We start from the raw sequence: 20,316 nt of genomic DNA, 5'->3' as shown, positions 1-20,316 counted from the left end.
GGGCTGCTCCAGTCTCCCGCGCATGGTCAGCGGGCCTTGATGTCGACGATCCGCCAGCGGTCGTCCTCGAGCCGTGCGGTGACCGTGAGTTGGGCCGCCGCGGTGCCGGCCTCGGCCTTGCTCCTCCCCGCGGCCCTGTGGGAGGTCTGGTCCAGGAAGACCAGCAGGCGGGCCCGGTCGCCGTCGAGTTCGATCACTCCGGTGCGGACGGCCCGGGTGCTCAGGCTGACGCGCTGCTCGGTGAGGTCGTCGCGGACCTGGGCGAAGAGGGTTTCGTACTGGCGGGCGGCGCGGCCGTCGAGGACGGTGCGCGCGGAGCGCTCCGCGGCGGCGGTGCCGTCCGGGGTGTAGGAGAAGACACGGGCGAGGGCGTTGCCGATGTCGCCGGCGACGCGGTGGGTGGCCTCGGTGTCGGTGAGCGCGTGGTTCCGGGCGGGCGCGGCCGACCTCAGCTGGTGGGCCTCGTGGAAGAGGCCGCAGCCGGCGAGGACGAGGACCACGGCGGCGCCGGCCGGGGCGGCCCGCCGCAGACGTCCGTGCGGCGTCCGGCGGGCGGGGGCGTCGCCGGACGCGTCCGCGGAGGGCTCGGACCCGTTCCCGGGGGGCGCGTCGGCCCCCGGGGCGGGCTCCGATGGGCGGTCCCTGCGGAGCAGCCACGTCGGTGTCATCGGGCGTTGCCCTCCTTCTCCCCCTCGACCGGTACGGCGCTCAGCGCCCTCACCTTCCACTCGCCCTCGCCCGTGCGGGCCAGGACCGCCTCCAGGCGCTTGCGGTCGGTGGTCGGTTTCTTCGTCCCGGCGGGGGTGACCTCGACGCGGACGGTGGCGATGAGCTTGGCCGTGCCGGACCGCGTGTCGAGCGCGGTGACGGCGGCCTCGGTGACCGTGCCGCGCGCCGACGCCCCCGCCTCGGCCCTGGTCCCTCCGAGGTCCCCCCGCAGCGGCCCGGTGGAGACGGCCTGCCAGTCCCGGATGCTCTGCTCCGCCTGCTGCCGGGTGGCGGCCTTCATCGTGGTGAGGACGGAGATGCCCCTGCGTCCGTCGGCCAGCGCCTCGTCCCGCTGCCTGCCGTACGCGAGCGAGTCGTCGGTGCGTGCCTGTGCGTACGTCCACACGCCGGTACCGCAGAAGCCGAGGGCCAGTGCGAGCCCCGCCCCGGTGAGGATCCGGGCCCGCCTCATCGGGTGCCGCCCGTGGTGGGGGCGAGGAGGTCGGCCAGGTCCGCCGGTGCCTCGCCGCTCTGTCCGGGCAGGGCGAGTGCGCCGGGGAGTACGGCGGCCCCGCCACCCTTCGCCGGTGTCCCGCCGCTGCCCGGGGGCAGGGAGCCGGGCCGGGCGGGATCGGGCACCGCGCCGCCCTTCGGGGCGTTCGCCGAACCGCGTACGTTGGATCCGCCCGAGGCCGGGGCGGTGCAGGCCGCGCCGGTGTTGAGGGCGGGCGCGGTGCCGAGGTCGAGGCCGTTGCGGTAGCGCGTGGCGCCGTATCCGTCGGTGCAGGGCAGGGGGGCGAAGAAGGTGACGGCCATGCCGAGGTTCAGCTTCCCTCCGTCGACGGCGGTGGCGCCGGCGGAGACGGCCGCCGGGTACTTCACGAGGAGTTCCTCGATGCCGCGTTGCCGGGTGACGGCGACCTCGGAGGTGGTGAGGAGGTTGGCGAGGACGACGCCGAGGCTCGGGTCGAGGTCCCGCAGCAGGCCGCTGACCTGGGTGGCGGCCTCGGGGGTGACCGCGAGGAGGCGGCGCAGGTCGGCGTCGGAGCCCTTGAGGGCGACGGCCAGTTCCTTCGCCCCGGAGGCGAAGTCGCGGATGGCCTGCGCCTCCTGGGCCTGGGTGCGCAGGACGGTCTCGCCGTCGTTGATGAGCAGGGTGGTGGACGGCAGGGCGCGGTCGGCCGCCCGGACGAAGTCGCTGCCGCTGTCGAGCAGCACCTGGAGGTCGTCGCCGTGCCCTTCGAAGGTCTTGCCGAACTCGTCGACGACCGTGCGCAGGTCCTCCAGCGGGACGGAGCTCACGAGGTCGTCGACGCTGGTGAGCACGTCGGTGACGGGTGCGGGCACCTCGGTGTCGGCCTGTTCGATGCGGGCGCCGTCGGCGAGGTAGGGGGAGCCGTCGCTCTCGGGCCGCAGGTCGATGTACTGCTCGCCCACGGCGGAGAGACCGGCGACCACGGCCTTGGTGTCGGCGGGAATGCCGGGGGCGGACTTCTTGATGCGGAGTTCGGCGACGACGCCGTCGGCGGTGAGGTCGATCGGCCCGACGCGGCCCACCGAGACGCCCCGGTAGGTGACGTCGGAGTGGGTGAACAGGCCTCCGGTGCGCGGGAGTCGCACGTCGACGGTGTAGTAGTCGGCGGCGCCGACGTACCGGCCGAGGTCGGCGTAGCGGATGCCGAGGTACGACAGGGCGAGGGCGGCGATGAGGAGGAAGGCGAGGTTCTTCAGCCGGACGGCGAGGGTGATCACCCGCGGTCACCCCCGGACGAGGACGCGGACACGGAGGGCAGCGGCAGGGGCGAGGACGGGCTCTGTTTCCCCGAGGACCGCTTCTTCTTGGCGGACGGGGAAGCCGTGCCCTCGGGCACCAGCGGCGGGATCACCTCGGTCCCGGGCACGGCGACCATGCTCAGGTAGGTGTTGAGGTAGTCGCCCTTCACCCCGCGCAGGACCTCGTCGGTGAACGGGTACGTCAGCAGCACCTCGAGCGAGTCGGGCAGGTCCGTGCCCGCGTCGGCGAGCGCCTTCAGCGTCGGCGCGAGGGCCTTGAGGTCGGCGATCATGTCGTCCTTGCTCGCGTTGATGGTGGAGACGGCGACGCCGGAGAGCGTGTCGAGGGAGCGCAGCATGGTCAGCAGGGAGCCGCGCTGCTTCTCCAGCGTCTTCAGTCCGGGCGAGAGGTCGGTGAGGACGGTGCCGACGTCGTCCTTGCGGGTGGCGAGGGTCGAGGAGAGCCGGTTGACGGCGTCGAGGGCGTCGGTGATGTCCTCCCGGTGGCCGTCGAGGTCGGTCACCAGGGTGTTGACCCGCTTCAGCATGGAGCGGACCTCGGGTTCGCGGCCGCCGAGCGCCGCGTTGAGTTCCCGGGTGATGGTCTTGAGCTGGCCCACGCCGCCGCCGTTGAGGAGCAGGGACAGCGCGCCGAACACCTCCTCGACCTCGGTGTTGCGGCTGGTGCGGGCCAGCGGGATGACACTCCCGTCGGCCAGTGGGCCGGCTCCGCTCTCCCGGGCGGGTGCGACGAGCTGGACGTACTTCTCGCCCAGCAGGCTGGACTGTTCGAGCCGTGCGGTGGCGTCGGCGGGCAGCCGCACGTCGCCGTTGATCTCCATGGTGACGCGGGCCGACCAGTCGTCGCGGCCGAGTTCGATGCCGGTGATCCGGCCGACGTCGACGTCGTTGACCTTCACGGCGGCGTGCGGGACCAGGCTGAGTACGTCGTGGAGTTCGGCGGTGACGGTGTAGGGGTGGTCGCCGAGGTCGGCGCCGCCGGGCAGCGGCAGGTCCTCGATGCCGTCGAAGCCCCGCGGCAGGGCGGTGACCCCGCCGAGGGCGAGGGCGAAGCCGAGGCCGAGGGCGATCAGTCCGCCCACGGTGAGGCCGGCGGCCCGGCCCGCGGCGAGCATGCCGCGCTTCATCGGCCGTCCCCCTTCTGCCCGTCGGTCGCACCGGCCACGGGCAGCGGGAGCAGCGGTCCGCCCATGCTGATCTCGTTGAGGTTGGCGCGGCCGTCGAGGGTGCGGGTGTCGGGGTTGTAGGCGTTCACGACGTTGCCCGCGGCCAGGGGTGCCACATCCAGTGCCTCGGCCAGCGAGGCCCGTTGCTCGACCAGGGTCCGGGTGAGGGGGACGAGCCGGTCGACGTTCTTCTTGAGCTCGCCCCGGTTGTTCTCGATGAAGGTCTTGACCTGGCCGAGGGCCGTGCCGAGTTCCTCCAGCGCGCCCGTGAGGTCGTCCTTGTTGTCGGCGAAGAAGGTGACGACCTCGTCCAGGCGTTCCTGGGCGGTGCGCACGTCGGTGTCCTTCTCCTTGAGCATGGTGGTGAAGGTCTGGAGGCTGCCGAGCGTCTTGAACAGGTCGCCGCTGCTGCCGTCGAGGGTCTTGGCCGCCTTGCCGAACTCCTCGACGCTGTCGCCGATGACCTCGCCGTTGCCGTCGAGGTTGGCGGCGCCGGTCCGCAGCAGTTCGGACAGGGCGCCCTCGGAGTTGGCACCGTCCGGGCCGAGGGCCTCGCCGAGTTCGGTGATCGAGTCGTAGATCTGGTCGATCTCGACGGGGAGGTGGTTGCGCGAGGCGGGCAGGACGGCGCCCTCGGCGAGCGCGGGGCCCTCGCTGTAGGCGGGGGTGAGCTGGACGTAGCGGTCGGCGACGACGCTCGGCGCGACGACGACGGCCCGCGCGTCCTTGGGGACCTTCACCCCCTCGTCCAGGCGCAGGCCGACGCGGACCGTGGTGCCCTGCGGCTCCACCGACTCCACCTCGCCGACCCGCACCCCGAGGATGCGCAGGTCGGATCCGGCGTAGACGCCGATGGCGCGGTCGAACCAGGCGGTGATGCGGGTGCCGTCGGAGGCGAGGGCCCGGGCGGTGACCAGGCCGCCGGCGGCGAGCACCACGAGGGCGAGCACGCCGGTGAGGATCTTTCTGCGTCGGTTCATCACTCACCGCTCCCCTGGGCGGCCGCCTGCTGTTGCGGCGGCATGCATCCGGTCTCGGGCTGGGAGGTCTCGGGCAGGTAGTCGCGGGGCACGACGCCGCACAGATAGCTGTCGAACCAGCGGCCGTTGCCCAGGGTGTTTCCGACCAGGCGGTAGTACGGGCCGACGAGCGCGAGGGTCTTGCCGAGCTGGGTGTTGTTCTTCTCCAGGACGGTGGTGACGCGGCCGAGTGCCTTGAGGGTGGGGCCGAGCTGTTTCTCGTTGTCCTCGACGAGGCCGCCGAGTTCGGTGCCGAGGTCCCGGCTGCCCTCGAGCAGGGCGCCGATGGCGGCGCGGCGGTCCCTCAGTTCGCCGAGCAGGGAGCCGCCGTCCTCGATGAGGGTCTCGAAGCTGGACTTCTTGTTCTCCAGGGTCTTGGTGAAGTCGGCGCTGCCCTTGAGGAGCTTGGAGAGTTCCGTGTCGCGCTTGGACAGGGAGCGGGACAGGTCGGACAGGCCGGTGGCGGCCTTGCGTACGTGGGGCGGGGAGTCCTTGAAGGTGGCCGAGATGGTCTCGAAGCTCTCCGCGAGCTGCCCGGTGTCGATGTCGTCGACGGTGCCGCTGAGGTCCTGGAACGCCTGGGTCACGTCGTACGGTGAGGTGGTGCGGGTCAGCGGGATGCGGTTGCCGGGGTCCTGCGGGCCGGAGCCGAGCGGGTCGAGCGCCACGTACTTGTCGCCGAGGACGGTCTTGATGGCGATGGCGGCGGTGGTCCGGTCGCCGAGCCAGGCGTCCTCGACCTCGAAGGTGACCTTCACCTTGGCACCGTCGAGGGCGACGCCGGTGACCTGGCCGACCTTGACGCCCGCGATGCGCACCTCGTCGCCCTCGTCCAGGCCCGCCGCCTCGGAGAAGTCGGCGCTGTAGGCGGTGCCGCCGCCGAACGGGAGCCGGTCCACGTGGTAGGCGAGGGCGCCGATCAGGGCCAGGACGAGCAGCCCGACCACGCCGACGGTGACGGGGTTGCGTTCCTTGACCGGTTTGATGCGGGGGCGTCTCGTCTTGATGCCAGGGCGTCTCATCCGCGGCACCTCGATTCGGTGATCGCGATGCCGGTGGGCGGCTTGGAGCCGTCGGAGGTGGTCACTCCGCTCACGCGCGCCTCGCAGAGGTAGAGGTTGAACCACGATCCGTAGGAGGACAGGCGGGCCAGGGCGGTCATCTTGGCGGGGGTCCGTGCGAGGAAGTCCTCGATCTGCGGGGTGTGCTCGCCGAGGTTCGTCGAGAGCCGGCCCAGTTCGCGGATGCCCGTCTTGAGGGGTGCGCGCCCGTCCTCGAGGAGGCCGGCGGTGACGGTGGTCAGGTCGCCCATGGCCTCGACGGCCTCGCCGAGGGGTTTGCGGTCGTCGTTGAAGCCGGTGACGAGTTGCTGCAGGGTGACGACGAGGTCGTCGAAGTCGGCCTCGCGGTCGTTGAGGGTGTCCAGGACGGTGGTGAGGTTCTCGACGACCTGGCCGATCACCTCGTCCTTGGCGGCGACGGTCGTACTGAGCGAGCCGATGTGGCGGATCAGGCTGTCGACGGTGGCGCCCTCGCCCTGGAGCACCTGCACGATGGATCCGGCGAGTTCGTTGACGTCGTTCGGGGAGAGTCCCTCGAACAGTGGTTTGAAGCCGTTGAAGAGCAGGGTGAGGTCGAGCGCGGGCGTGGTGCGGTCCAGCGGGACGGTGCCGCCCTCCTCGAGGGTGCCGGTGAGGTCGCCGCTGCCGCGGCCGAGGGAGACATAGCGCTGGCCGACCATGTTGAGGTACTTCACGGCGGCGGTGGTCGACCGGGGCAGCCTGCGGTCCTTGCGGACGGTGAAGGTGACCTGCGCGGTGCGGCGCTGCACGACGCGTACGTCGATCACCTCGCCGACCTTCACCCCGGAGATCCGCACGCTGTCGCCGTCCATGAGGCCGGTGACATCGGTGAACAGGGCCTTGTAGGTGCTGGTGCCGGTGCCGGAGCTGCCGCCGCCGCCGGCGACGCCCAGGCCGAGCACGGTCGTGGCGAGGGCGGTGACCACCACGAAGACGAGGGACTTGAGCAGCGGCCCGGTCAACGGGCGGCGCCGGATGTGCGCGTCGTCGGCCCTGGTCATCCGAGGGTCACCTCCGTACCGCGGTAGACGGGGCCGACGAGCAGGCTGCTCCAGTCGGGCAGGTCTCCGGGGCTCTCGCCGGCGGCCGGGGCGAGGAGTTCGTTGACGAGGTCGTTCTCCGACGGGGAGTTGGCGGGCCCGAGGTCCTGGTCGGCCGCGGGGGTGGCGGCCCGCGCGGTGGGCCGGGGCAGGGTGCCGAGGTAGGGCACGGAGGGGCAGCGGGGGCCGCCGCCGGAGTCGTACGCCGGGGTGTCGCGGCCGGGGCGGTAGGCGCCGCGCGAGGCGACGGTGGTGACGTCGACGTGGATGCCGGGCCGGTCGGTGCCCTTGCCGAGCGCCCTGTCCATGGCCGGCACGAACTCGGCGAGGGTGCGCAGGGTGCAGGGGAAGGACGAGGAGTACTCGGCGAGCAGTTCCAGGGTGGGCCGGCTCGTGGCGCCGAGCCGGATGATGTTGTCCTTGTTCTTCCGCAGGAAGGCCGTCATGTCCTCGGCCGTCCGGGTCGTGGCGCCGAGGGTGCCGGCGAGGGCGGCCTCCTGCTCGGCGAGGGTGCCGCTGGTGGTGGTGAAGTCGGTGAGCGCCGTGATGATGTCGGGCGCGGCGTCCGCGTAGACATGGCTGACCTTCACGAGTTCCTTGAGGTCACGGTTGAGGGTGGGCAGGTGGGGGTTGAACTCCTTCAGGTGCTCGTCCAGCAGGGTCAGCGTGTCGCCGAGCCGGTCTCCGCGTCCCTCCAGGGCCTGCGAGACGGCGGACAGGGTCGCGGAGAGCTTCTGCGGCTGGACGGCGGTCAGCATCGGCAGGACGTTGTCGAGCACCTGCTGGAGCTCGATGGCGTTGGCGGAGCGGTCCTGGGGGATGACGGCTCCGGCGGCCAGCGGCTCGGCCGAGGGGTTCTCGGGCGGTACGAGGGCCACGAACCGCTCGCCGAACAGGGTGGTCGGCAGCATCTGCGCGCGGACGTCGGACGGTACGTCGTCCAGTGCGCCTGGCTTCATGGCGAGGGTGAGCCGGGCGCCGTCGCCGGTGGCGTCGATGGCGCGGACCTCGCCGACGACGACGCCGCGCAGCTTCACCTCGGCGCCCGGGTGCATCTGGTTGCCGGCGCTGCCGGTCTCGACGACCACCGGGTCGGACTCGGTGAACTTCTTGTCGTAGACGGCGACGGCCAGCCAGATCAGCAGGGCGGGCACCAGCACGAACACCACTCCGGCGAGCCGGTGGCGCAGCGTGTGCATGCTCGGTCGGCTCATCTCACCCCGCCACCTTCACGGTCGTGGTCGCGCCCCACAGGGCCAGCGAGAGGAAGAAGTCGGTGACGCTGATCAGCACGATGGCGTTGCGCACGGACCGGCCGACAGCGACGCCGACACCGGCGGGGCCGCCCGAGGCGCGGTAGCCGTAGTAGCAGTGGGCGACGATCACCATCACGCTGAAGATCAGCACCTTCAGTACGGAGAGCAGGACGTCCGTCGGGGAGAGGAAGAGGTTGAAGTAGTGGTCGTACGTCCCCCGGGACTGGCCGTTGAACAGGACGGTCACATAGCGGGAGGCGAGGTAGGAGGAGAGCAGCCCGATCGCGTAGAGCGGGATGATGGCGACGACGCCGGCGATGATGCGGGTGGTGACCAGGTAGGGCATGGAGCGGATGCCCATGCCCTCCAGCGCGTCCACTTCCTCGTTGATGCGCATGGCGCCGAGCTGGGCGGTGAAGCCGGCCCCGACGGTCGCGGAGAGGGCGAGTCCGGCGACGAGGGGGGCGATCTCGCGGGTGTTGAAGTAGGCGGAGACGAACCCGGTGAACGCGGCCGTGCCGATCTGGTCGAGGGCCGCATAGCCCTGGAGGCCGACGACGGTCCCGGTGAAGAGCGTCATCGCGATCATCACGCCGATGGTGCCGCCGATGACACCGAGGCCGCCGGAGCCGAAGGCCACCTCGGCCAGCAGACGCTGCACCTCCTTGAGGTAGCGGCGCAGGGTCCGCGGGATCCACAGCAGGGCCCGGGCGTAAAAAAGCAGTTGGTCGCCGGAGCGGTCGAGCCAGACGAGCGGGGAGGCCATCGGACCTCAGCCTCCCTTCGGCGGGACGATCTGGAGGTAGACGGCCGTCATCACCATGTTGACGAAGAAGAGCAGGAGGAACGTGATGACGACGGACTGGTTGACGGCGTCGCCGACGCCCTTGGGGCCGCCGCGCGGGTTGAGGCCCCGGTAGGCGGCGACGATGCCCGCGATGAACCCGAAGACCAGCGCCTTGAGTTCGCTGACGTACAGGTCGGACAGCTGGGCGAGGGCGGAGAAGCTGGAGAGGTAGGCGCCGGGGGTGCCGCCCTGCATGACGACGTTGAAGAAGTAGCCGCCGAGGATGCCGACGACGGAGACCAGGCCGTTGAGCAGGACGGCCACGGCCATGGTGGCCAGGACCCGGGGCACGATCAGTCGCTGCACGGGCGAGACGCCCATGACCTCCATCGCGTCGAGTTCCTCGCGGATCTTGCGGGAGCCGAGGTCGGCGCAGATGGCCGAGCCGCCGGCGCCGGCGATCAGCAGGGCGACGATGAGCGGGCTCGCCTGCTGGACGACGGCGAGGACGCTGGCGCCTCCGGTGAACGACTGGGCGCCCAGCTGCTGGGTCAGGGAGCCGACCTGGAGGGCGATGACGGCGCCGAAGGGGATCGAGACGAGGGCGGCGGGCAGGATGGTCACGCTCGCGACGAACCAGAACTGCTCCACGAACTCGCGGAACTGGAAGGGTCTTCGGAAGACGGCGCGGCCGACCTCGAGGGCGAGCGCGAAGAGCCGGCCGGTCTGCCGCAGCGCGCCGGTGATCACACGCCGCTCCCGGCCGTGGGCATCGGCAGGGTGGCCGCCCCGGCGTCCTTCGCGTAGGTCTCCCGGATGGCGGAGCGCGCGGCGGACGGCAGGCTGTCGATCATGCCCATGACACGCTCACGCCGTCGGGCGACGGCCTGTCGGGGCGGGAGGCCGGGCGACGGCTCCAGCTGCGGGACGATCACCCGGGGCCGCGTGGGGGAGGCGGCACCCGCCTCGGCGGCGAGGGTGGCGGCGTCCTTCTCCTCGGACATCCCGATGGGACCCTCGCGCCGGCCGCCGAGGAACTGGGACACGACCGGCTCGTCGCTGGTGAGCAGCACCTCGCGCGGGCCGAAGGTGACGAGCTCGCGCCGGAAGAGCATCCCCATGTTGTCGGGCACGGTGGCGGCGATGTCGAGGTTGTGGGTGACGATCAGCATCGTCGCGTCGATCTGCGCGTTCAGGTCGATCAGCAGCTGGGAGAGATAGGCGGTGCGGACCGGGTCGAGTCCGGAGTCCGGTTCGTCGCACAGGATGATCTGCGGGTCGAGGACGAGCGCGCGGGCCAGGCCGGCCCGCTTGCGCATGCCTCCGCTGATCTCTCCCGGCAGCTTGCCCTCCGCGCCCAGCAGTCCGACGACCTCGATCCGCTCCATGACGATGCGGCGGATCTCGGACTCCTTCTTGCGGGTGTGCTCGCGCAGCGGGAAGGCGATGTTGTCGAAAAGGGACATGGAACCGAAGAGGGCTCCGTCCTGGAACATGAGGCCGAACAATTTCCGGGTCTCGTAGATATCCCTTTCGGGGCTGTTCACCATGTCCACTCCGTCGATGAGGACACGGCCCTTCTCGGGTTTGAGCAACCCTATGAGCGACTTCAGGAAAACGGTCTTCCCGGTGCCGGACGGTCCCAGCATCACGCTCACCTCTCCGGCGGGAAGAGTGAGTGTCACGTCCCGCCAGATGCTCTGCTTACCGAAGGACTTGGTCAGACCCTCGACCACTACCTCGATTCCCATATCACCTCCAGCGGACGCCATTCGGATATGCGCTGCGGGCGCACGTTAAGTCGGCGCGGAGCGCACTGACAACGGGTGCGACACCGGATACCCGGCACCCAACCGGAACTTGTCACCGCACTGACAACACGTCGGCCCCGCACTTGTCTCCAGGGAGACAGGGCAGGGTCTCGCGGTCCGGGGGGGGGTTTGGGTCCGCGAGACCCTGCCGACGGACGCCCGAGCCCGATGGGGGGGTGGGCAGGAAAGCATCCGTCATGGCTCCGGCCGACGGGGGCCACCGACCTGGAGCCGAGCACCACACCGGCACGTTACGGCCGAGTAACCTCGGTGGGCAACACTGGGTTCCGAGTTTTCCGGGATGCCGACCCGAGCTATCCGGAACCTGTCAGGGAAGACACAAAAAGCCCGCCTGGTTTTGTCGGCCGGTGAGCATCCCGGCCCCGATACGGACGGCGGGCGGACGCGCGCGATCATCACCGTCCGCGCACCCGGCTTTGGCACCACATGACTAAGACGAGCCGCGGACCACTCACTCCGGAAACAGCTTGTTCCACTTTTAAAAGAATCATGGACCATCGCATTGTTCAGCTAAGTTTACCGCCAGTAACGTCATGGCGATCTGCCGGTCAACCCTCCAAGGAGAGTCCCGAGCCATGAAGAAGAACATCAGAAGGTCGGCTGTCGTGGCGTGTGCGGCCGCGGCCGCGCTGGGCCTCACCGTCGGCACCGCCTCGGCGGCGCCCTCCACGGTGTGGACCGTCAACCCCTCGCCGGCCGAGTTCACGGCGACGAACGTCGGCAACATCGTGCTGACCGCCACCATCCCCATGACCTGTACGGTCTCGAACGCCGCCGGGACGATGGCGAGCACCACCGGCAACCCGGGGGATGTCGCCGACATCACCACCATGAACTTCGGTACGTCCGGCTCGCCGTGCACCAGCGTCCTGGGCAACGTCACCACCACGTCGGTCGTCCCCTGGGACGTCGTCGCCAAGGACTACAACGCCTCGACCGGCGTCACCACCGGCTACGTCGGCAACGTCAAGGCCCACGTGACCGCCGGCGCCTGCTCGTTCACGGTGACGGGCCAGGCCTCGGGCACCTACACCAACTCCACCGGCATCCTGGCGGTCAACAGCGTCGCCGGTGAACTGGCCGTCAGCAACCCCGTCAACTGCGGCGCGGTGGTCACGGTGAACACCAAGCCCACCTTCAAGGGCAACTACGCCGTCAAGCAGAAGGGCACCGGCGTCATCCCGACCATCGTCGGCTCCAACCCGTAAGCCGCGACGTCACGCACGTCCGCCCGGTCGGCACCCCGGCCGGGCGTTCGCGGGCCGTCCGAGCCGTCCGAGCTGTCCGAGCCATTCGAGCGGAGTCAGATGAAAGCCCAACGAGCCGCCGCCCCGCGGCCACCCCGGGTCCGCGCCCGGACCACGTCGATCGCCGCGTTCGTCGTGCTCGCCGCCCTGATCCCGACCACGGCCTCCGCCTCGGGCACCCAGGAGATCGAGGCGGAACTCCCCTACGTCTGCACCCTCCCCTCGGGCCGGCTGCCCGCGACGGTGCGGATCGCGGCCGACTTCCCGGAACGGGCCGACGCCGGCGAGGCGTTCTCGCCCTCCGGTGTCACCACCACCGTGGAACTCCCGGCGGAGGCGGTCGCGGACCTCACCGCGCGCGGCGCGGCCGAGGTGCGGCCCGCGACCCGGCTCACCGTCGACGTCGCCCAGAACGCGGCCACGGCCTCGGCGACCTGGCGGGGAAGCGCCGAGCCCGTCGCACTGCCCGAGTCGGGCCCGCTGACGCTGGTCTCGACCGGCGACGTCCCCTCGGTGGCCGGCCGGAGCGACGGCGACCTGACGTTCTCCGCGGGCGACCTCGCGATCGACCTGGCGCTCGACGCGGCGGACCCGGCCACCACCGACGAGACCGCCGCGACCGGCCCCGGCTCGCTGACCGTCGACTGCGCCCTCGCCGAGGGCGCCCCGGACCAGGGGCGGCTGGCCACCGTACCGGTCGGCGCGGGCGGGCAGGGACCGAGCGGTTCGCCGTCCTCCTCCGGGTCCGCCGGGGCATCGGGCTCGCCGGGGAGCGGGCAGGGCGACGGTCAGGGGACCCCACCGGAGGAGCGGCAGAAAGACCGGTCGCCGAAGGTGCTGGAGAACACGCCCGGCACCGCCGCGGACCGCGACGTACCGCCCTGCCGCTACGACGAACAGCACCCGCCCACGAACGTGTCGCTCAACGCCTACATCACCGGCTACACCAACGTGAACAAGATGAAGGGCGCCTCGTACCTGCCGCCGTCCTGCGTGCTCGTCGAGCAGGGGCTCCCCGAGGCGGGGCCTGAGGACCCGGAGGCGCTCGTCTTCGACACCTTGTCGTTCGCCAACTTCCACTACCAGGGGCGCAAGGAGACACCGCCGTTCCGGAGCACCTTCCTGTCCTTCGACTTCGCCCCGGTGAAGGCCACCATGGTGCTGAAGCAGACGGGCCCGATCAGGATCGACTCGCGCATGAAGATGCGCCTCTCGGACTTCCTGACCACCACGGACACCTATGTCCGGGCCCCGTTGGTGCTGCACGTGACCGCGCTCGAGGTCAACGGGACCCCCCTGGACGTCGGTCCCTCGTGCCGGACGGAGAAGCCCCTCACCTCCGTCGACCCGGATCCCGCGGCCTTTCCCGGTGACCACCTGGTGCTGTACGGACGGGGCGAGCAGGTCCTCGGCCAGAACGCCACCGGTTACCTGCTCCTCAGCGGCGGAGCGTTGTCCGGCGAGGCCACCGTCCCGGCCTTCACCGGCTGCGGCACCGACGGTGAGGACCTCGACCGTCTGCTCACCGCCTCGGTGTCCGGTCCCGGCAACCACATCAAGCAGGTCCAGGGCCAGACGTGCTCGATCGCCAACCCCGTGTACGAGACCCCGACCACCAGGGGCGAGTGCACGCAGGACCTCCAGCCCTACCAGATCCCGGTCGCCGAGCGCTGAGCCGCCCCGCCTCCTCCCCCTCCCCCCCGACACCTCCAAGGAAGGCCACACCATGCCCCCCATCTCCGCCCGCACCCGGCTCGCCACCGTCTCCGCGCTGACCGCGCTGGGCGCCTTCGCCTCCCTGGGCACCGCGACCGCCGCCGAGCCCACCCTGAACGGCGAGTGGGCCCCCTTCACCCGCTGCCCCGTGGACGCGCCGGCGATGCTGGCCGCCGACGGGTTCGACAGGACCCCGCAGTGCGTGGTGTCCACCTCCGCCGGCGGCTCCATCAAGCTGGGCGACACCACCGTGACGACCGGCAGGACCAACCTCCAGATCGGCGTCGTCCAGAACGCGGACGGCACCAGCAGCGTGGTCGCCCCGGCCTCCGGCGCGCTGGTCGCCGAGCCCGCCTCCGTGCCCGGCGGACTGCTCGGCCTGATGTGTCCGAGCGCCATACCGGTGATCACGGGCCTCTGCCAGTCGCTGGAGAACTCCAGCCTCAACAAGATCACCGCGACCATGGAGTCCGTGGGCGCGCCCTACGCCTTCGACCAGACGGCGGGCGTCCTCACGGACATGCCCATCGTCGCCCTGCCGGTCCGCATCCACCTGGAGAACCCGCTCCTCGGCGACCGCTGTTACATCGGAACGGCCGCCAACCCGATCGTGCTGCGCCCGGAGAATCGCACCTACCCCGAGTTCGGCATGACCTTCTTCCAGGGCGACGGCACCGTGGACGCGGCCGGCGAGATGAGCCGGGTCAACCTCACCGGCGCCACCCAGAACGACAGCACCTTCGCGGTCCCCGGCGCCACCGGCTGCGGCCTGAACGTCGGGCTGATCAACGCCGCGGTCAACGCGAAGACCGGACTGCCCTCCGCCTCCGGGAACAACAGCCTGACCCTCGACAACACGCAGACCCACCTCACCGGCCTCAACGCACCCGGGACCGCGGTCCCCCGCGCCGGCGAGATCCTGGCCGAAAACTGGCACTCCGCGGTCGAGTAAGGGCCACAAGCACGCACAACGGGGACACGATTCTTCCCCAACAGATATACAACACAACGGAGTTGACCTACCGTCGGCTTGCCAGGCCGGTGAACGCCCAGTGGACCGGTCCAGGCTCCGCCCGCCCGGGGCGGGGCCCGGCCGGCCCACCCCCACCGGACATGTCGCAGAGCAAGGGAGCACTCATGCCCTCCATCGCGCGTCCGTCGGTGCTCGGTGAACCGCTCGACCCGCTCCCCAAGAAGTTCGCGTCCTTCATGCGACCGCTGATACCAGGGCTGCTCAACGAGATACGAACCGAGGTCACCCGCGCCTACCCGGTCTACGGCCGGCTGCTCAACGGCCCCGACGGGGAGGCGATCCGCCAAGGTGTCGAGCAGGCGCTGACCGCCTTCGTGGACCGCGTGGCCGACCCCGGCCGAAGCGCGGAGCTGCGGGACGAACTGCTGCGCAGATTCGGCCGGGTGGAGGCCTACGAGGGCCGTGACCTGGAGGTCCTGCAGGGCGCCTACCGGCTCGGCGCCCGCATCGCACTGCGCCGGGCCAAGACACTGGGACGCCAGTACAACCTCTCCCCCTCGCTCATCCTCGCCTTCGCCGACGCGCTCTTCGCCTACGTCGAGGAACTGGAGGCGATCACCCGCGAGGGGTACGTGGAGGTGCGGGAGCGGGTCGCCTCCGAAGGGGCCGCGTTACGAAGACAGTTACTGCACTTACTCCTGGCCTCCTCCCCGCTGCCCCATACGACCGTCTCCGAGCTGTGCAAGGCCGCCGCCTGGGAGCTGCCCCGGTCGTGCTTCCTCGTCGCCCTGCGCCCTCCGGCGCCGGACCACATCCAGGCGAACCTCGACGGCGACGTCCTCGCCGACCTGGACATACCGCAGCCGCACCTGCTCGTCCCCGGTGACCTCACCCCGCAACGCCTCGACATGATCGGTACGGCCCTGTCCGGCACCCGCGCCGCGGTGGGCCTGACCGTACCGATCGCGCAGGCCGCCGACTCCGTCCGCTGGGCCCGCCGTGTGCTCCAGCTCGTTGACGACGATGTCATACCCGACACCCCGCTGATCCACTGCGAGGATCATCTGACGACCCTGTGGCTGCTGTCCGACTCCGCTCTCGTCGACCATGTCGCGGCCCGTGAACTGGCCCCGCTCGACGAGTTGCCCGCCCGGCGGCGCGACCGGCTCGTTGAGACCCTGCGGGTCCACGTCTCCACCCGGGCGCCCGCCGAGCAGGTCGGCGAGATGCTGGGCGTGCACGCCCAGACCGTCCGCTACCGCCTGCGGACGCTGGACACCCACCTGGGCGACCGCCTCGCCGACCCCGACCACCGCTTCGCCATCGAGGTGGCCCTGCGCTCGCTGCACCTGCGGGGCCACGACGGCACGGAGCAGCGGGGTCAGTAGGCATCAGTAGGCGACGGGCCAGCCGCTGCTCCAGTCCAGGAGGTTGATGCCGAGCTTGGGCGTGCCGTTGTCGTTGCCGTCGTAGTAGTGGTAGACGATCAGGTCCCCGTCGACGTCGTTCATGATCGACTGCCCGCCCGGGCCGATGACGCTGCCGTGCGACTCCAGGACCGGCGTCCCGCCGTTGTCCATCATCGAGACACCGTTCCGGTCGCGGTAGGGCCCGGTGACACTGGTCGCCCGGCCGACCTTGACCTTGTACGTGGAGCTGGTGCCGGCGCAGCAGGTGTCGTACGAGGCGAAGAGGTAGTAGTACCCGTTGCGCTTGACGATGTAGGGCGCCTCGACGGCCTTGGTCCCGGTCGGGCGGGAGGCGAGGGAGCGGCGGGCGGTGTCGGAGGCGTGCTGCTTTCCGGTGGACGGGTCGATCCGGATCATCTTGATGCCGGTCCACCAGCTGCCGAAGGACAGCCACCACTTGCCGTCGTCGTCGACGAAGAGGTTGGGGTCGATGGCGTTGTAGTCGCTGGACGAACCCGAGGTGTAAACGATGCCGTAGTCGGTCCAGCTGCCCGGCCGGCCGGTGGTGGAGCCCGCGAGCCCGATGGCGGAGGTGTTGGAGCCGAAGGACGAGACGGAGTAGTACATCAGGTACTTGCCGCCGTGGTACGAGATGTCGGGCGCCCAGGCCTCCGGGACGGAGGAGTAGCGCGACCACCAGCCGGGCCGGGAGCCGAAGGCGTCCGCGCCGGCGGAGAAGGCGGTGCGGTCGGCGGACGTCTTGCTGCTGATGCCGCCGCCGGTGGCGTAGAGCTGGTACTGCCCGGACGCGGTGCGGATCATCGTCGGGTCGTGGGTGACGACGGAGCCGGTGACCCGGCCGGGGTCGGGGTACGCCGACGCCGTGGAGGGGACGAGGGCGAGCAGGGCGGCGACGGGGACGGCGAGGAGTGCGGTGCGCTTTCTGCGGCTCATGGGGGGACGCTCCTGTTCTGTATGTCGAACATCGCTCGGGACTTCGGACGGAACGTAGAATCGAACCCCTTGCACGTCAATGGCTCGCGCAGCAACGGCAACCAACGTCCGGAAAACACCGCGTGCCACAGGTGACACACCGGTGAATTACTGACGGATGGTCAGCACCGGTATTCCTGCGTGCGCTCCGGGCCCGTCACCATGGCCTCCCCATCCATATCCAGGTGCGTTCCGTGGCGGGAGTCGGGTCATGAACGGTGTCTCGTGGGAATCGGTGATCGCCGTGCTCGGCCTCGCCGTGCCCGTGACCGCCGCCCTGTGGGAGTTCTTCCTCGCGGGTCGCAGACGGCTCGGCTACCGCGTCCAGATGGACACCAGCGCCCGGGACTCGGGCACGTCCACCGGACCGGAGGCCCGGGTGCTCCGGCGCATGCAATGGGACGGCGTCGACCTGGACGACCCGTCGGTCGTCCTGCTGCGCATCGAGAACGTCGGCTGGTCCCCGATCGTCGAGGAGGACTACGTCGCCCGCGTCGACGACCCGGTGGGCATACGCGCGGCGTTCCCGGGCCGCCGCGTGGTCGGCATGGTCGTGACGGAGTGCAGCCACACCGCGCTGCGCGACTTCTTCGAACCGGGAACCCCGGGCCTCGGGGCCACGGACGGTGTCATCACCCTGCCCAAGGTGAAGCTCAACCGCTGTGCGCACTACAAGGTGCTGGCGGTCCTGGACCGCCTCCCCGGCACCACCGGGGACGACCTCCCCGGCCCGGAGATCACCGCGGGCGTCGTCGGAGGGGTGCGCGGCGGGACCATCAAGAAGACCGAGTACTACCCCTTCGCCTCCCGCCCGGTCCGCTGGCTGCTCGCCCTGCTGGTGCTGGTGAGCACGGCCCAGTCGGTGTCCACCTTCGTCCGGGACGACGACACCCGGGCCGCGCCGCTGGACTGCGCCGAGGGGACACTGCACCTGACCGGTTCCACCGCGTTCCGGCCGGTGCTGGAGCGTGCCGCCGAGCAGTACGTGAAGACCTGCACCGGCGCCCGCATCCCGCTCACCGACAACTCCTTCAAGGGCAGTGTCCCCGGCCTGGACGCCCTCGCCTCGGCCGGCGAGAAGGCCGCGCCGAAGGAGGGGCAGGGCCTGGGAGACCGGCTGGCGTTCAGCGACGGCCCCAAGTCAGACGGCCGTCCGCAGTTGCTGCCCAGACCGGTCGCCCTGTCCCTGTTCACTCTGGTGGTCGACCAGGACGCCGGGGTCCGGGACCTGTCGCTGGAGCAGGTCAGGCGCATCTACGCGGGAGAGATCACCAACTGGAACCAGGTGAAGGGCAACGACCTGCCCATCCAGCTCGTCAGCCGCAATCCGGGCTCCGGCACCCGCACCACGCTCCAGGAACAGGTCCTGGACGGCGAGCCGCTGCTCGCGACCACGGCCAACGACTGCAAGAGCCTGGACACGAAGACGCCGGGCCGGTGCGAGGTCGGTGACACCCCCACCCTGCTGGACACCGTGGCCTCGGTCCCCGGCGCCCTCGGCCACAGCGAGGTCGGCGCCGCCACCGCCCGCGCCGACGTCCGGGCGGTCCGCATCGACGGCTACCCGGCGACCCTGGAGGGCGCCGACGAGGGCGCCTACCCGTACTGGCAGACGGAGATCGCCTACACCTACGGCGAACCGCCGGCCGACTCGATCGCCGCGGGCTTCCTGCGCTACCTCGCCCACGAGGTCGGCAAGGACATCATCCGCGCCGAGGGCCACCGCCCCTGCACAGAACTGGACAAGCCCCTGCTGTGCCGCCCGAGCGGCTCCTGACCGCTCCCCCCGGGCCGGGTCGGTGAGAGGTTCCTGCCGGCGGCCCACGAGGCCGGCCTCGGCCCGTCCTTGTCATGACCGAGCACCCGAACCGCTCGGCGGCGCCCACGCCTTCGAACGCCCGGGGTGACGGACGCCCACCTTGCCGTCCCGGACCGGGCGCCGGTCGCCCGGCGCCCGGCGACCGGCGGTCAGGACTTCGGGCACTCCTTCCACGCCAGGTGGTACACCGTGCTGATGTCCCCGTCCGTCGAGTCCATCGTCATGAAGCTCACCTCGGCGGGGTCGGACGTCCCCGTGCTCACCCGCAGCTCCGTGTTGATGTTGAAGTTGCGCTGGACTCCGCAGGGCGCCCAGACCAGTTGGGCCCAGTCGGTGCTGTCCGTGGCCTGCCAGTTGTCGTCGTAGGGGCCGCTGAAGGGATGGGAGCGGTACTCCGTGTTCGGGGAGCCCTGGAAGTAGTACGAGGCCCGCTGGGTGCCCTTGGCGCCGGGCTGGAGGGCGGCGAAGCCGCGGTAGTCCGCACTGGCGACGGCGTACGTGAAGCCCTGGGGGACGTGGACGAGCAGGTTGAGCTGGCAGTTCTTGCGGAAGTCCGTGGGGGCGGAGTCGCCGCCCGCCTGGGCGAGGTAGTCGCTGTAGGTGACGGTGAAGGCGGTGTTGTCCTCGGAGACGGCGACCGCCGCCGTGCCCTGCGGACAGCCGGAGCCGTTCACCGTGGCGACGTCGATCACGATCTTGTCCGGCGGCGGGTCCTCGAACCCGCCGGAGGGCTGGTGCTGCGCGGGCAGCGCGGAGGTGAGGAGCGCGGCGATCGTGCCGCTCAGGAGCAGGCCGGTGGCCATGGGTCTCCCATCCCGGTCGGTGGGGGGTGGATGTTGTTGAATGTGCGCGCCATGGAGAATGTTGTGCACATGTCATCCACAGGGCGGTCGCATCGTATGCACCCCGGCGGGGCCCGAACAGAGGGCACTCCGGCCATTCACACGGGCCCGGTCCCGGCCCCTTCTACGGGTTCTCCCAAGCCGCCGGTTCCGCCGCCAGCGCCCGTACGGGGTCCGGCAGCGCGTCCGCCGCGAGGTCCGCGATCGTCACGCCCTCCAGGATCCGCCGCACATTGGCCCGCAGCGCCACCCACAGCGGCAGCAGGGGGCCCGCCGTGCCCGTGTACACCAGCCCCGTCGGCCGCTCCCCGCGCACCGAGACGATCGGGCCGTCCACCGCCCGGATCACGTCCGCCACCGTGATCGCCGACGCCTCGCGCGCGAGCCGGTAGCCGCCGCCTCCGCCGCGCCGGCTCGCGACGACGCCGCCACGCCGGAGGTCCCCGAGGATCCCCTCCAGAAATTTGTGCGGAATGTCCTGGGCGGCGGCCACGTCCTCCGCCTTGACCGGGGCATCGCCCTGCCGGACGGCCAGTTCCAGTACCGCCCGTACCGCGTAGTCCGCACGCGCCGAGATCCTCATACCGACCATTGTGCGGTCCGCTGGGACAATGACCCGGCACAGGCGGTCCC

At 71.0% G+C, this 20,316-nt stretch carries 19 protein-coding genes; 5 read left to right on the top strand and 14 right to left on the bottom strand.

What is annotated here, in order from left to right; translation table 11 throughout:
* Positions 1 to 26: 26 nt before the first annotated feature.
* Genes ACIGO6_RS03035 through ACIGO6_RS02985 form a run of 11 tightly spaced genes read right to left on the bottom strand, consistent with a single transcriptional unit; the run spans position 27 to position 10,603 of the window.
* Complete coding sequence (locus ACIGO6_RS03035; protein WP_399870440.1) at positions 27 to 668, bottom strand: hypothetical protein; 642 nt, start codon at positions 666 to 668, stop codon at positions 27 to 29.
* A complete protein-coding gene (locus tag ACIGO6_RS03030; RefSeq protein ID WP_399870437.1) occupies positions 665 to 1,180 on the bottom strand; it encodes a hypothetical protein in 516 nt (171 codons plus the stop codon). Before ACIGO6_RS03030 ends, ACIGO6_RS03035 begins: the two co-directional genes overlap by 4 nt.
* Positions 1,177 to 2,460, bottom strand: a complete 1,284-nt coding sequence (locus ACIGO6_RS03025) for an MCE family protein (protein ID WP_399870434.1) — start codon at positions 2,458 to 2,460, stop codon at positions 1,177 to 1,179. The genes ACIGO6_RS03030 and ACIGO6_RS03025 overlap by 4 nt, the downstream gene beginning before the upstream one ends.
* Positions 2,457 to 3,629 carry an MCE family protein gene (locus ACIGO6_RS03020; protein ID WP_399870432.1) on the bottom strand — a complete coding sequence of 391 codons (1,173 nt, stop codon included), beginning with the start codon at positions 3,627 to 3,629 and terminating at the stop codon, positions 2,457 to 2,459. The genes ACIGO6_RS03025 and ACIGO6_RS03020 overlap by 4 nt, the downstream gene beginning before the upstream one ends.
* Positions 3,626 to 4,648 carry an MCE family protein gene (locus tag ACIGO6_RS03015; protein ID WP_399870429.1) on the bottom strand — a complete coding sequence of 341 codons (1,023 nt, stop codon included), beginning with the start codon at positions 4,646 to 4,648 and terminating at the stop codon, positions 3,626 to 3,628. Before ACIGO6_RS03015 ends, ACIGO6_RS03020 begins: the two co-directional genes overlap by 4 nt.
* Positions 4,648 to 5,709, bottom strand: a complete 1,062-nt coding sequence (locus ACIGO6_RS03010; protein WP_399870426.1) for an MCE family protein — start codon at positions 5,707 to 5,709, stop codon at positions 4,648 to 4,650. Before ACIGO6_RS03010 ends, ACIGO6_RS03015 begins: the two co-directional genes overlap by 1 nt.
* Positions 5,706 to 6,770: an MCE family protein gene (locus tag ACIGO6_RS03005; RefSeq protein ID WP_399870423.1), complete on the bottom strand. Its 1,065-nt coding sequence runs from the start codon at positions 6,768 to 6,770 to the stop codon at positions 5,706 to 5,708. The genes ACIGO6_RS03010 and ACIGO6_RS03005 overlap by 4 nt, the downstream gene beginning before the upstream one ends.
* On the bottom strand, positions 6,767 to 8,023 hold the full coding sequence (locus ACIGO6_RS03000; RefSeq protein WP_399870420.1) for an MCE family protein: 1,257 nt from the start codon (positions 8,021 to 8,023) through the stop codon (positions 6,767 to 6,769). Before ACIGO6_RS03000 ends, ACIGO6_RS03005 begins: the two co-directional genes overlap by 4 nt.
* Before the next feature lies 1 nt (position 8,024).
* Positions 8,025 to 8,831 (bottom strand): MlaE family ABC transporter permease, encoded by an 807-nt coding sequence (locus ACIGO6_RS02995; RefSeq protein ID WP_399870417.1) that lies wholly within the window; start codon positions 8,829 to 8,831, stop codon positions 8,025 to 8,027.
* A gap of 6 nt (positions 8,832 to 8,837) precedes the next feature.
* A complete protein-coding gene (locus ACIGO6_RS02990) occupies positions 8,838 to 9,602 on the bottom strand; it encodes an MlaE family ABC transporter permease (RefSeq protein ID WP_399870414.1) in 765 nt (254 codons plus the stop codon).
* The gene (locus ACIGO6_RS02985; RefSeq protein ID WP_399870411.1) at positions 9,599 to 10,603 is read right to left on the bottom strand and encodes an ABC transporter ATP-binding protein; all 1,005 of its coding nucleotides are present in this window, start codon (positions 10,601 to 10,603) and stop codon (positions 9,599 to 9,601) included. Before ACIGO6_RS02985 ends, ACIGO6_RS02990 begins: the two co-directional genes overlap by 4 nt.
* 656 nt (positions 10,604 to 11,259) lie before the next feature.
* Between ACIGO6_RS02985 and ACIGO6_RS02980 the strand changes: the two genes are divergently transcribed.
* From ACIGO6_RS02980 to ACIGO6_RS02965, 4 genes are all read left to right on the top strand, one after another.
* Complete coding sequence (locus ACIGO6_RS02980) at positions 11,260 to 11,892, top strand: hypothetical protein (protein WP_399870408.1); 633 nt, start codon at positions 11,260 to 11,262, stop codon at positions 11,890 to 11,892.
* A gap of 99 nt (positions 11,893 to 11,991) precedes the next feature.
* Positions 11,992 to 13,605: a DUF6801 domain-containing protein gene (locus tag ACIGO6_RS02975; RefSeq protein WP_399870405.1), complete on the top strand. Its 1,614-nt coding sequence runs from the start codon at positions 11,992 to 11,994 to the stop codon at positions 13,603 to 13,605.
* Between the two features lie 52 nt (positions 13,606 to 13,657).
* On the top strand, positions 13,658 to 14,599 hold the full coding sequence (locus tag ACIGO6_RS02970; RefSeq protein WP_399870403.1) for a hypothetical protein: 942 nt from the start codon (positions 13,658 to 13,660) through the stop codon (positions 14,597 to 14,599).
* A 185-nt stretch (positions 14,600 to 14,784) separates the two neighbouring features.
* Entirely contained in the window at positions 14,785 to 16,008 is a 1,224-nt protein-coding gene (locus ACIGO6_RS02965) for a helix-turn-helix domain-containing protein (protein ID WP_399870400.1), read from the top strand.
* A 3-nt stretch (positions 16,009 to 16,011) separates the two neighbouring features.
* Here the strand turns inward: ACIGO6_RS02965 and ACIGO6_RS02960 are convergent, their stop codons facing one another.
* Positions 16,012 to 16,983 (bottom strand): arabinan endo-1,5-alpha-L-arabinosidase, encoded by a 972-nt coding sequence (locus tag ACIGO6_RS02960; protein ID WP_399870397.1) that lies wholly within the window; start codon positions 16,981 to 16,983, stop codon positions 16,012 to 16,014.
* 250 nt (positions 16,984 to 17,233) lie between these two features.
* Here ACIGO6_RS02960 and ACIGO6_RS02955 point away from each other — a divergent pair, with 250 nt between their 5' ends.
* Positions 17,234 to 18,799, top strand: coding sequence for a substrate-binding domain-containing protein (locus tag ACIGO6_RS02955; protein WP_399870394.1), 1,566 nt, complete (start codon positions 17,234 to 17,236; stop codon positions 18,797 to 18,799).
* Positions 18,800 to 18,990: 191 nt separating this feature from the next.
* Here the strand turns inward: ACIGO6_RS02955 and ACIGO6_RS02950 are convergent, their stop codons facing one another.
* Both ACIGO6_RS02950 and ACIGO6_RS02945 read right to left on the bottom strand, forming a co-directional pair.
* Positions 18,991 to 19,644: a DUF4360 domain-containing protein gene (locus ACIGO6_RS02950; RefSeq protein WP_399870391.1), complete on the bottom strand. Its 654-nt coding sequence runs from the start codon at positions 19,642 to 19,644 to the stop codon at positions 18,991 to 18,993.
* Positions 19,645 to 19,807: 163 nt separating this feature from the next.
* Positions 19,808 to 20,266 (bottom strand): RrF2 family transcriptional regulator, encoded by a 459-nt coding sequence (locus ACIGO6_RS02945; RefSeq protein WP_399870388.1) that lies wholly within the window; start codon positions 20,264 to 20,266, stop codon positions 19,808 to 19,810.
* Positions 20,267 to 20,316: the final 50 nt, after the last annotated feature.

The organism is Streptomyces sp. NPDC053750 (assembly GCF_044544295.1).
In the GTDB taxonomy this organism is placed as follows: Bacteria; Actinomycetota; Actinomycetes; order Streptomycetales; family Streptomycetaceae; genus Streptomyces.
Note: the sequence above shows the minus strand (reverse complement) of the source record. Positions and strands in the feature narration are given on the sequence as shown.

What these genes read in the sequence shown, in the direction of transcription:
- ACIGO6_RS03035 (WP_399870440.1), bottom strand. Translation starts at nt 668, where the DNA reads ATGACACCGACGTGGCTGCTCCGCAGGGACCGCCCATCGGAGCCCGCC.
- ACIGO6_RS03030 (WP_399870437.1), bottom strand. Translation starts at nt 1,180, where the DNA reads ATGAGGCGGGCCCGGATCCTCACCGGGGCGGGGCTCGCACTGGCCCTC.
- ACIGO6_RS03020 (WP_399870432.1), bottom strand. Translation starts at nt 3,629, where the DNA reads ATGAAGCGCGGCATGCTCGCCGCGGGCCGGGCCGCCGGCCTCACCGTG.
- ACIGO6_RS03015 (WP_399870429.1), bottom strand. Translation starts at nt 4,648, where the DNA reads ATGAACCGACGCAGAAAGATCCTCACCGGCGTGCTCGCCCTCGTGGTG.
- ACIGO6_RS03010 (WP_399870426.1), bottom strand. Translation starts at nt 5,709, where the DNA reads ATGAGACGCCCTGGCATCAAGACGAGACGCCCCCGCATCAAACCGGTC.
- ACIGO6_RS03005 (WP_399870423.1), bottom strand. Translation starts at nt 6,770, where the DNA reads ATGACCAGGGCCGACGACGCGCACATCCGGCGCCGCCCGTTGACCGGG.
- ACIGO6_RS03000 (WP_399870420.1), bottom strand. Translation starts at nt 8,023, where the DNA reads ATGAGCCGACCGAGCATGCACACGCTGCGCCACCGGCTCGCCGGAGTG.
- ACIGO6_RS02995 (WP_399870417.1), bottom strand. Translation starts at nt 8,831, where the DNA reads ATGGCCTCCCCGCTCGTCTGGCTCGACCGCTCCGGCGACCAACTGCTT.
- ACIGO6_RS02985 (WP_399870411.1), bottom strand. Translation starts at nt 10,603, where the DNA reads ATGGGAATCGAGGTAGTGGTCGAGGGTCTGACCAAGTCCTTCGGTAAG.
- ACIGO6_RS02980 (WP_399870408.1), top strand. Translation starts at nt 11,260, where the DNA reads ATGAAGAAGAACATCAGAAGGTCGGCTGTCGTGGCGTGTGCGGCCGCG.
- ACIGO6_RS02975 (WP_399870405.1), top strand. Translation starts at nt 11,992, where the DNA reads ATGAAAGCCCAACGAGCCGCCGCCCCGCGGCCACCCCGGGTCCGCGCC.
- ACIGO6_RS02970 (WP_399870403.1), top strand. Translation starts at nt 13,658, where the DNA reads ATGCCCCCCATCTCCGCCCGCACCCGGCTCGCCACCGTCTCCGCGCTG.
- ACIGO6_RS02965 (WP_399870400.1), top strand. Translation starts at nt 14,785, where the DNA reads ATGCCCTCCATCGCGCGTCCGTCGGTGCTCGGTGAACCGCTCGACCCG.
- ACIGO6_RS02960 (WP_399870397.1), bottom strand. Translation starts at nt 16,983, where the DNA reads ATGAGCCGCAGAAAGCGCACCGCACTCCTCGCCGTCCCCGTCGCCGCC.
- ACIGO6_RS02955 (WP_399870394.1), top strand. Translation starts at nt 17,234, where the DNA reads ATGAACGGTGTCTCGTGGGAATCGGTGATCGCCGTGCTCGGCCTCGCC.
- ACIGO6_RS02950 (WP_399870391.1), bottom strand. Translation starts at nt 19,644, where the DNA reads ATGGCCACCGGCCTGCTCCTGAGCGGCACGATCGCCGCGCTCCTCACC.
- ACIGO6_RS02945 (WP_399870388.1), bottom strand. Translation starts at nt 20,266, where the DNA reads ATGAGGATCTCGGCGCGTGCGGACTACGCGGTACGGGCGGTACTGGAA.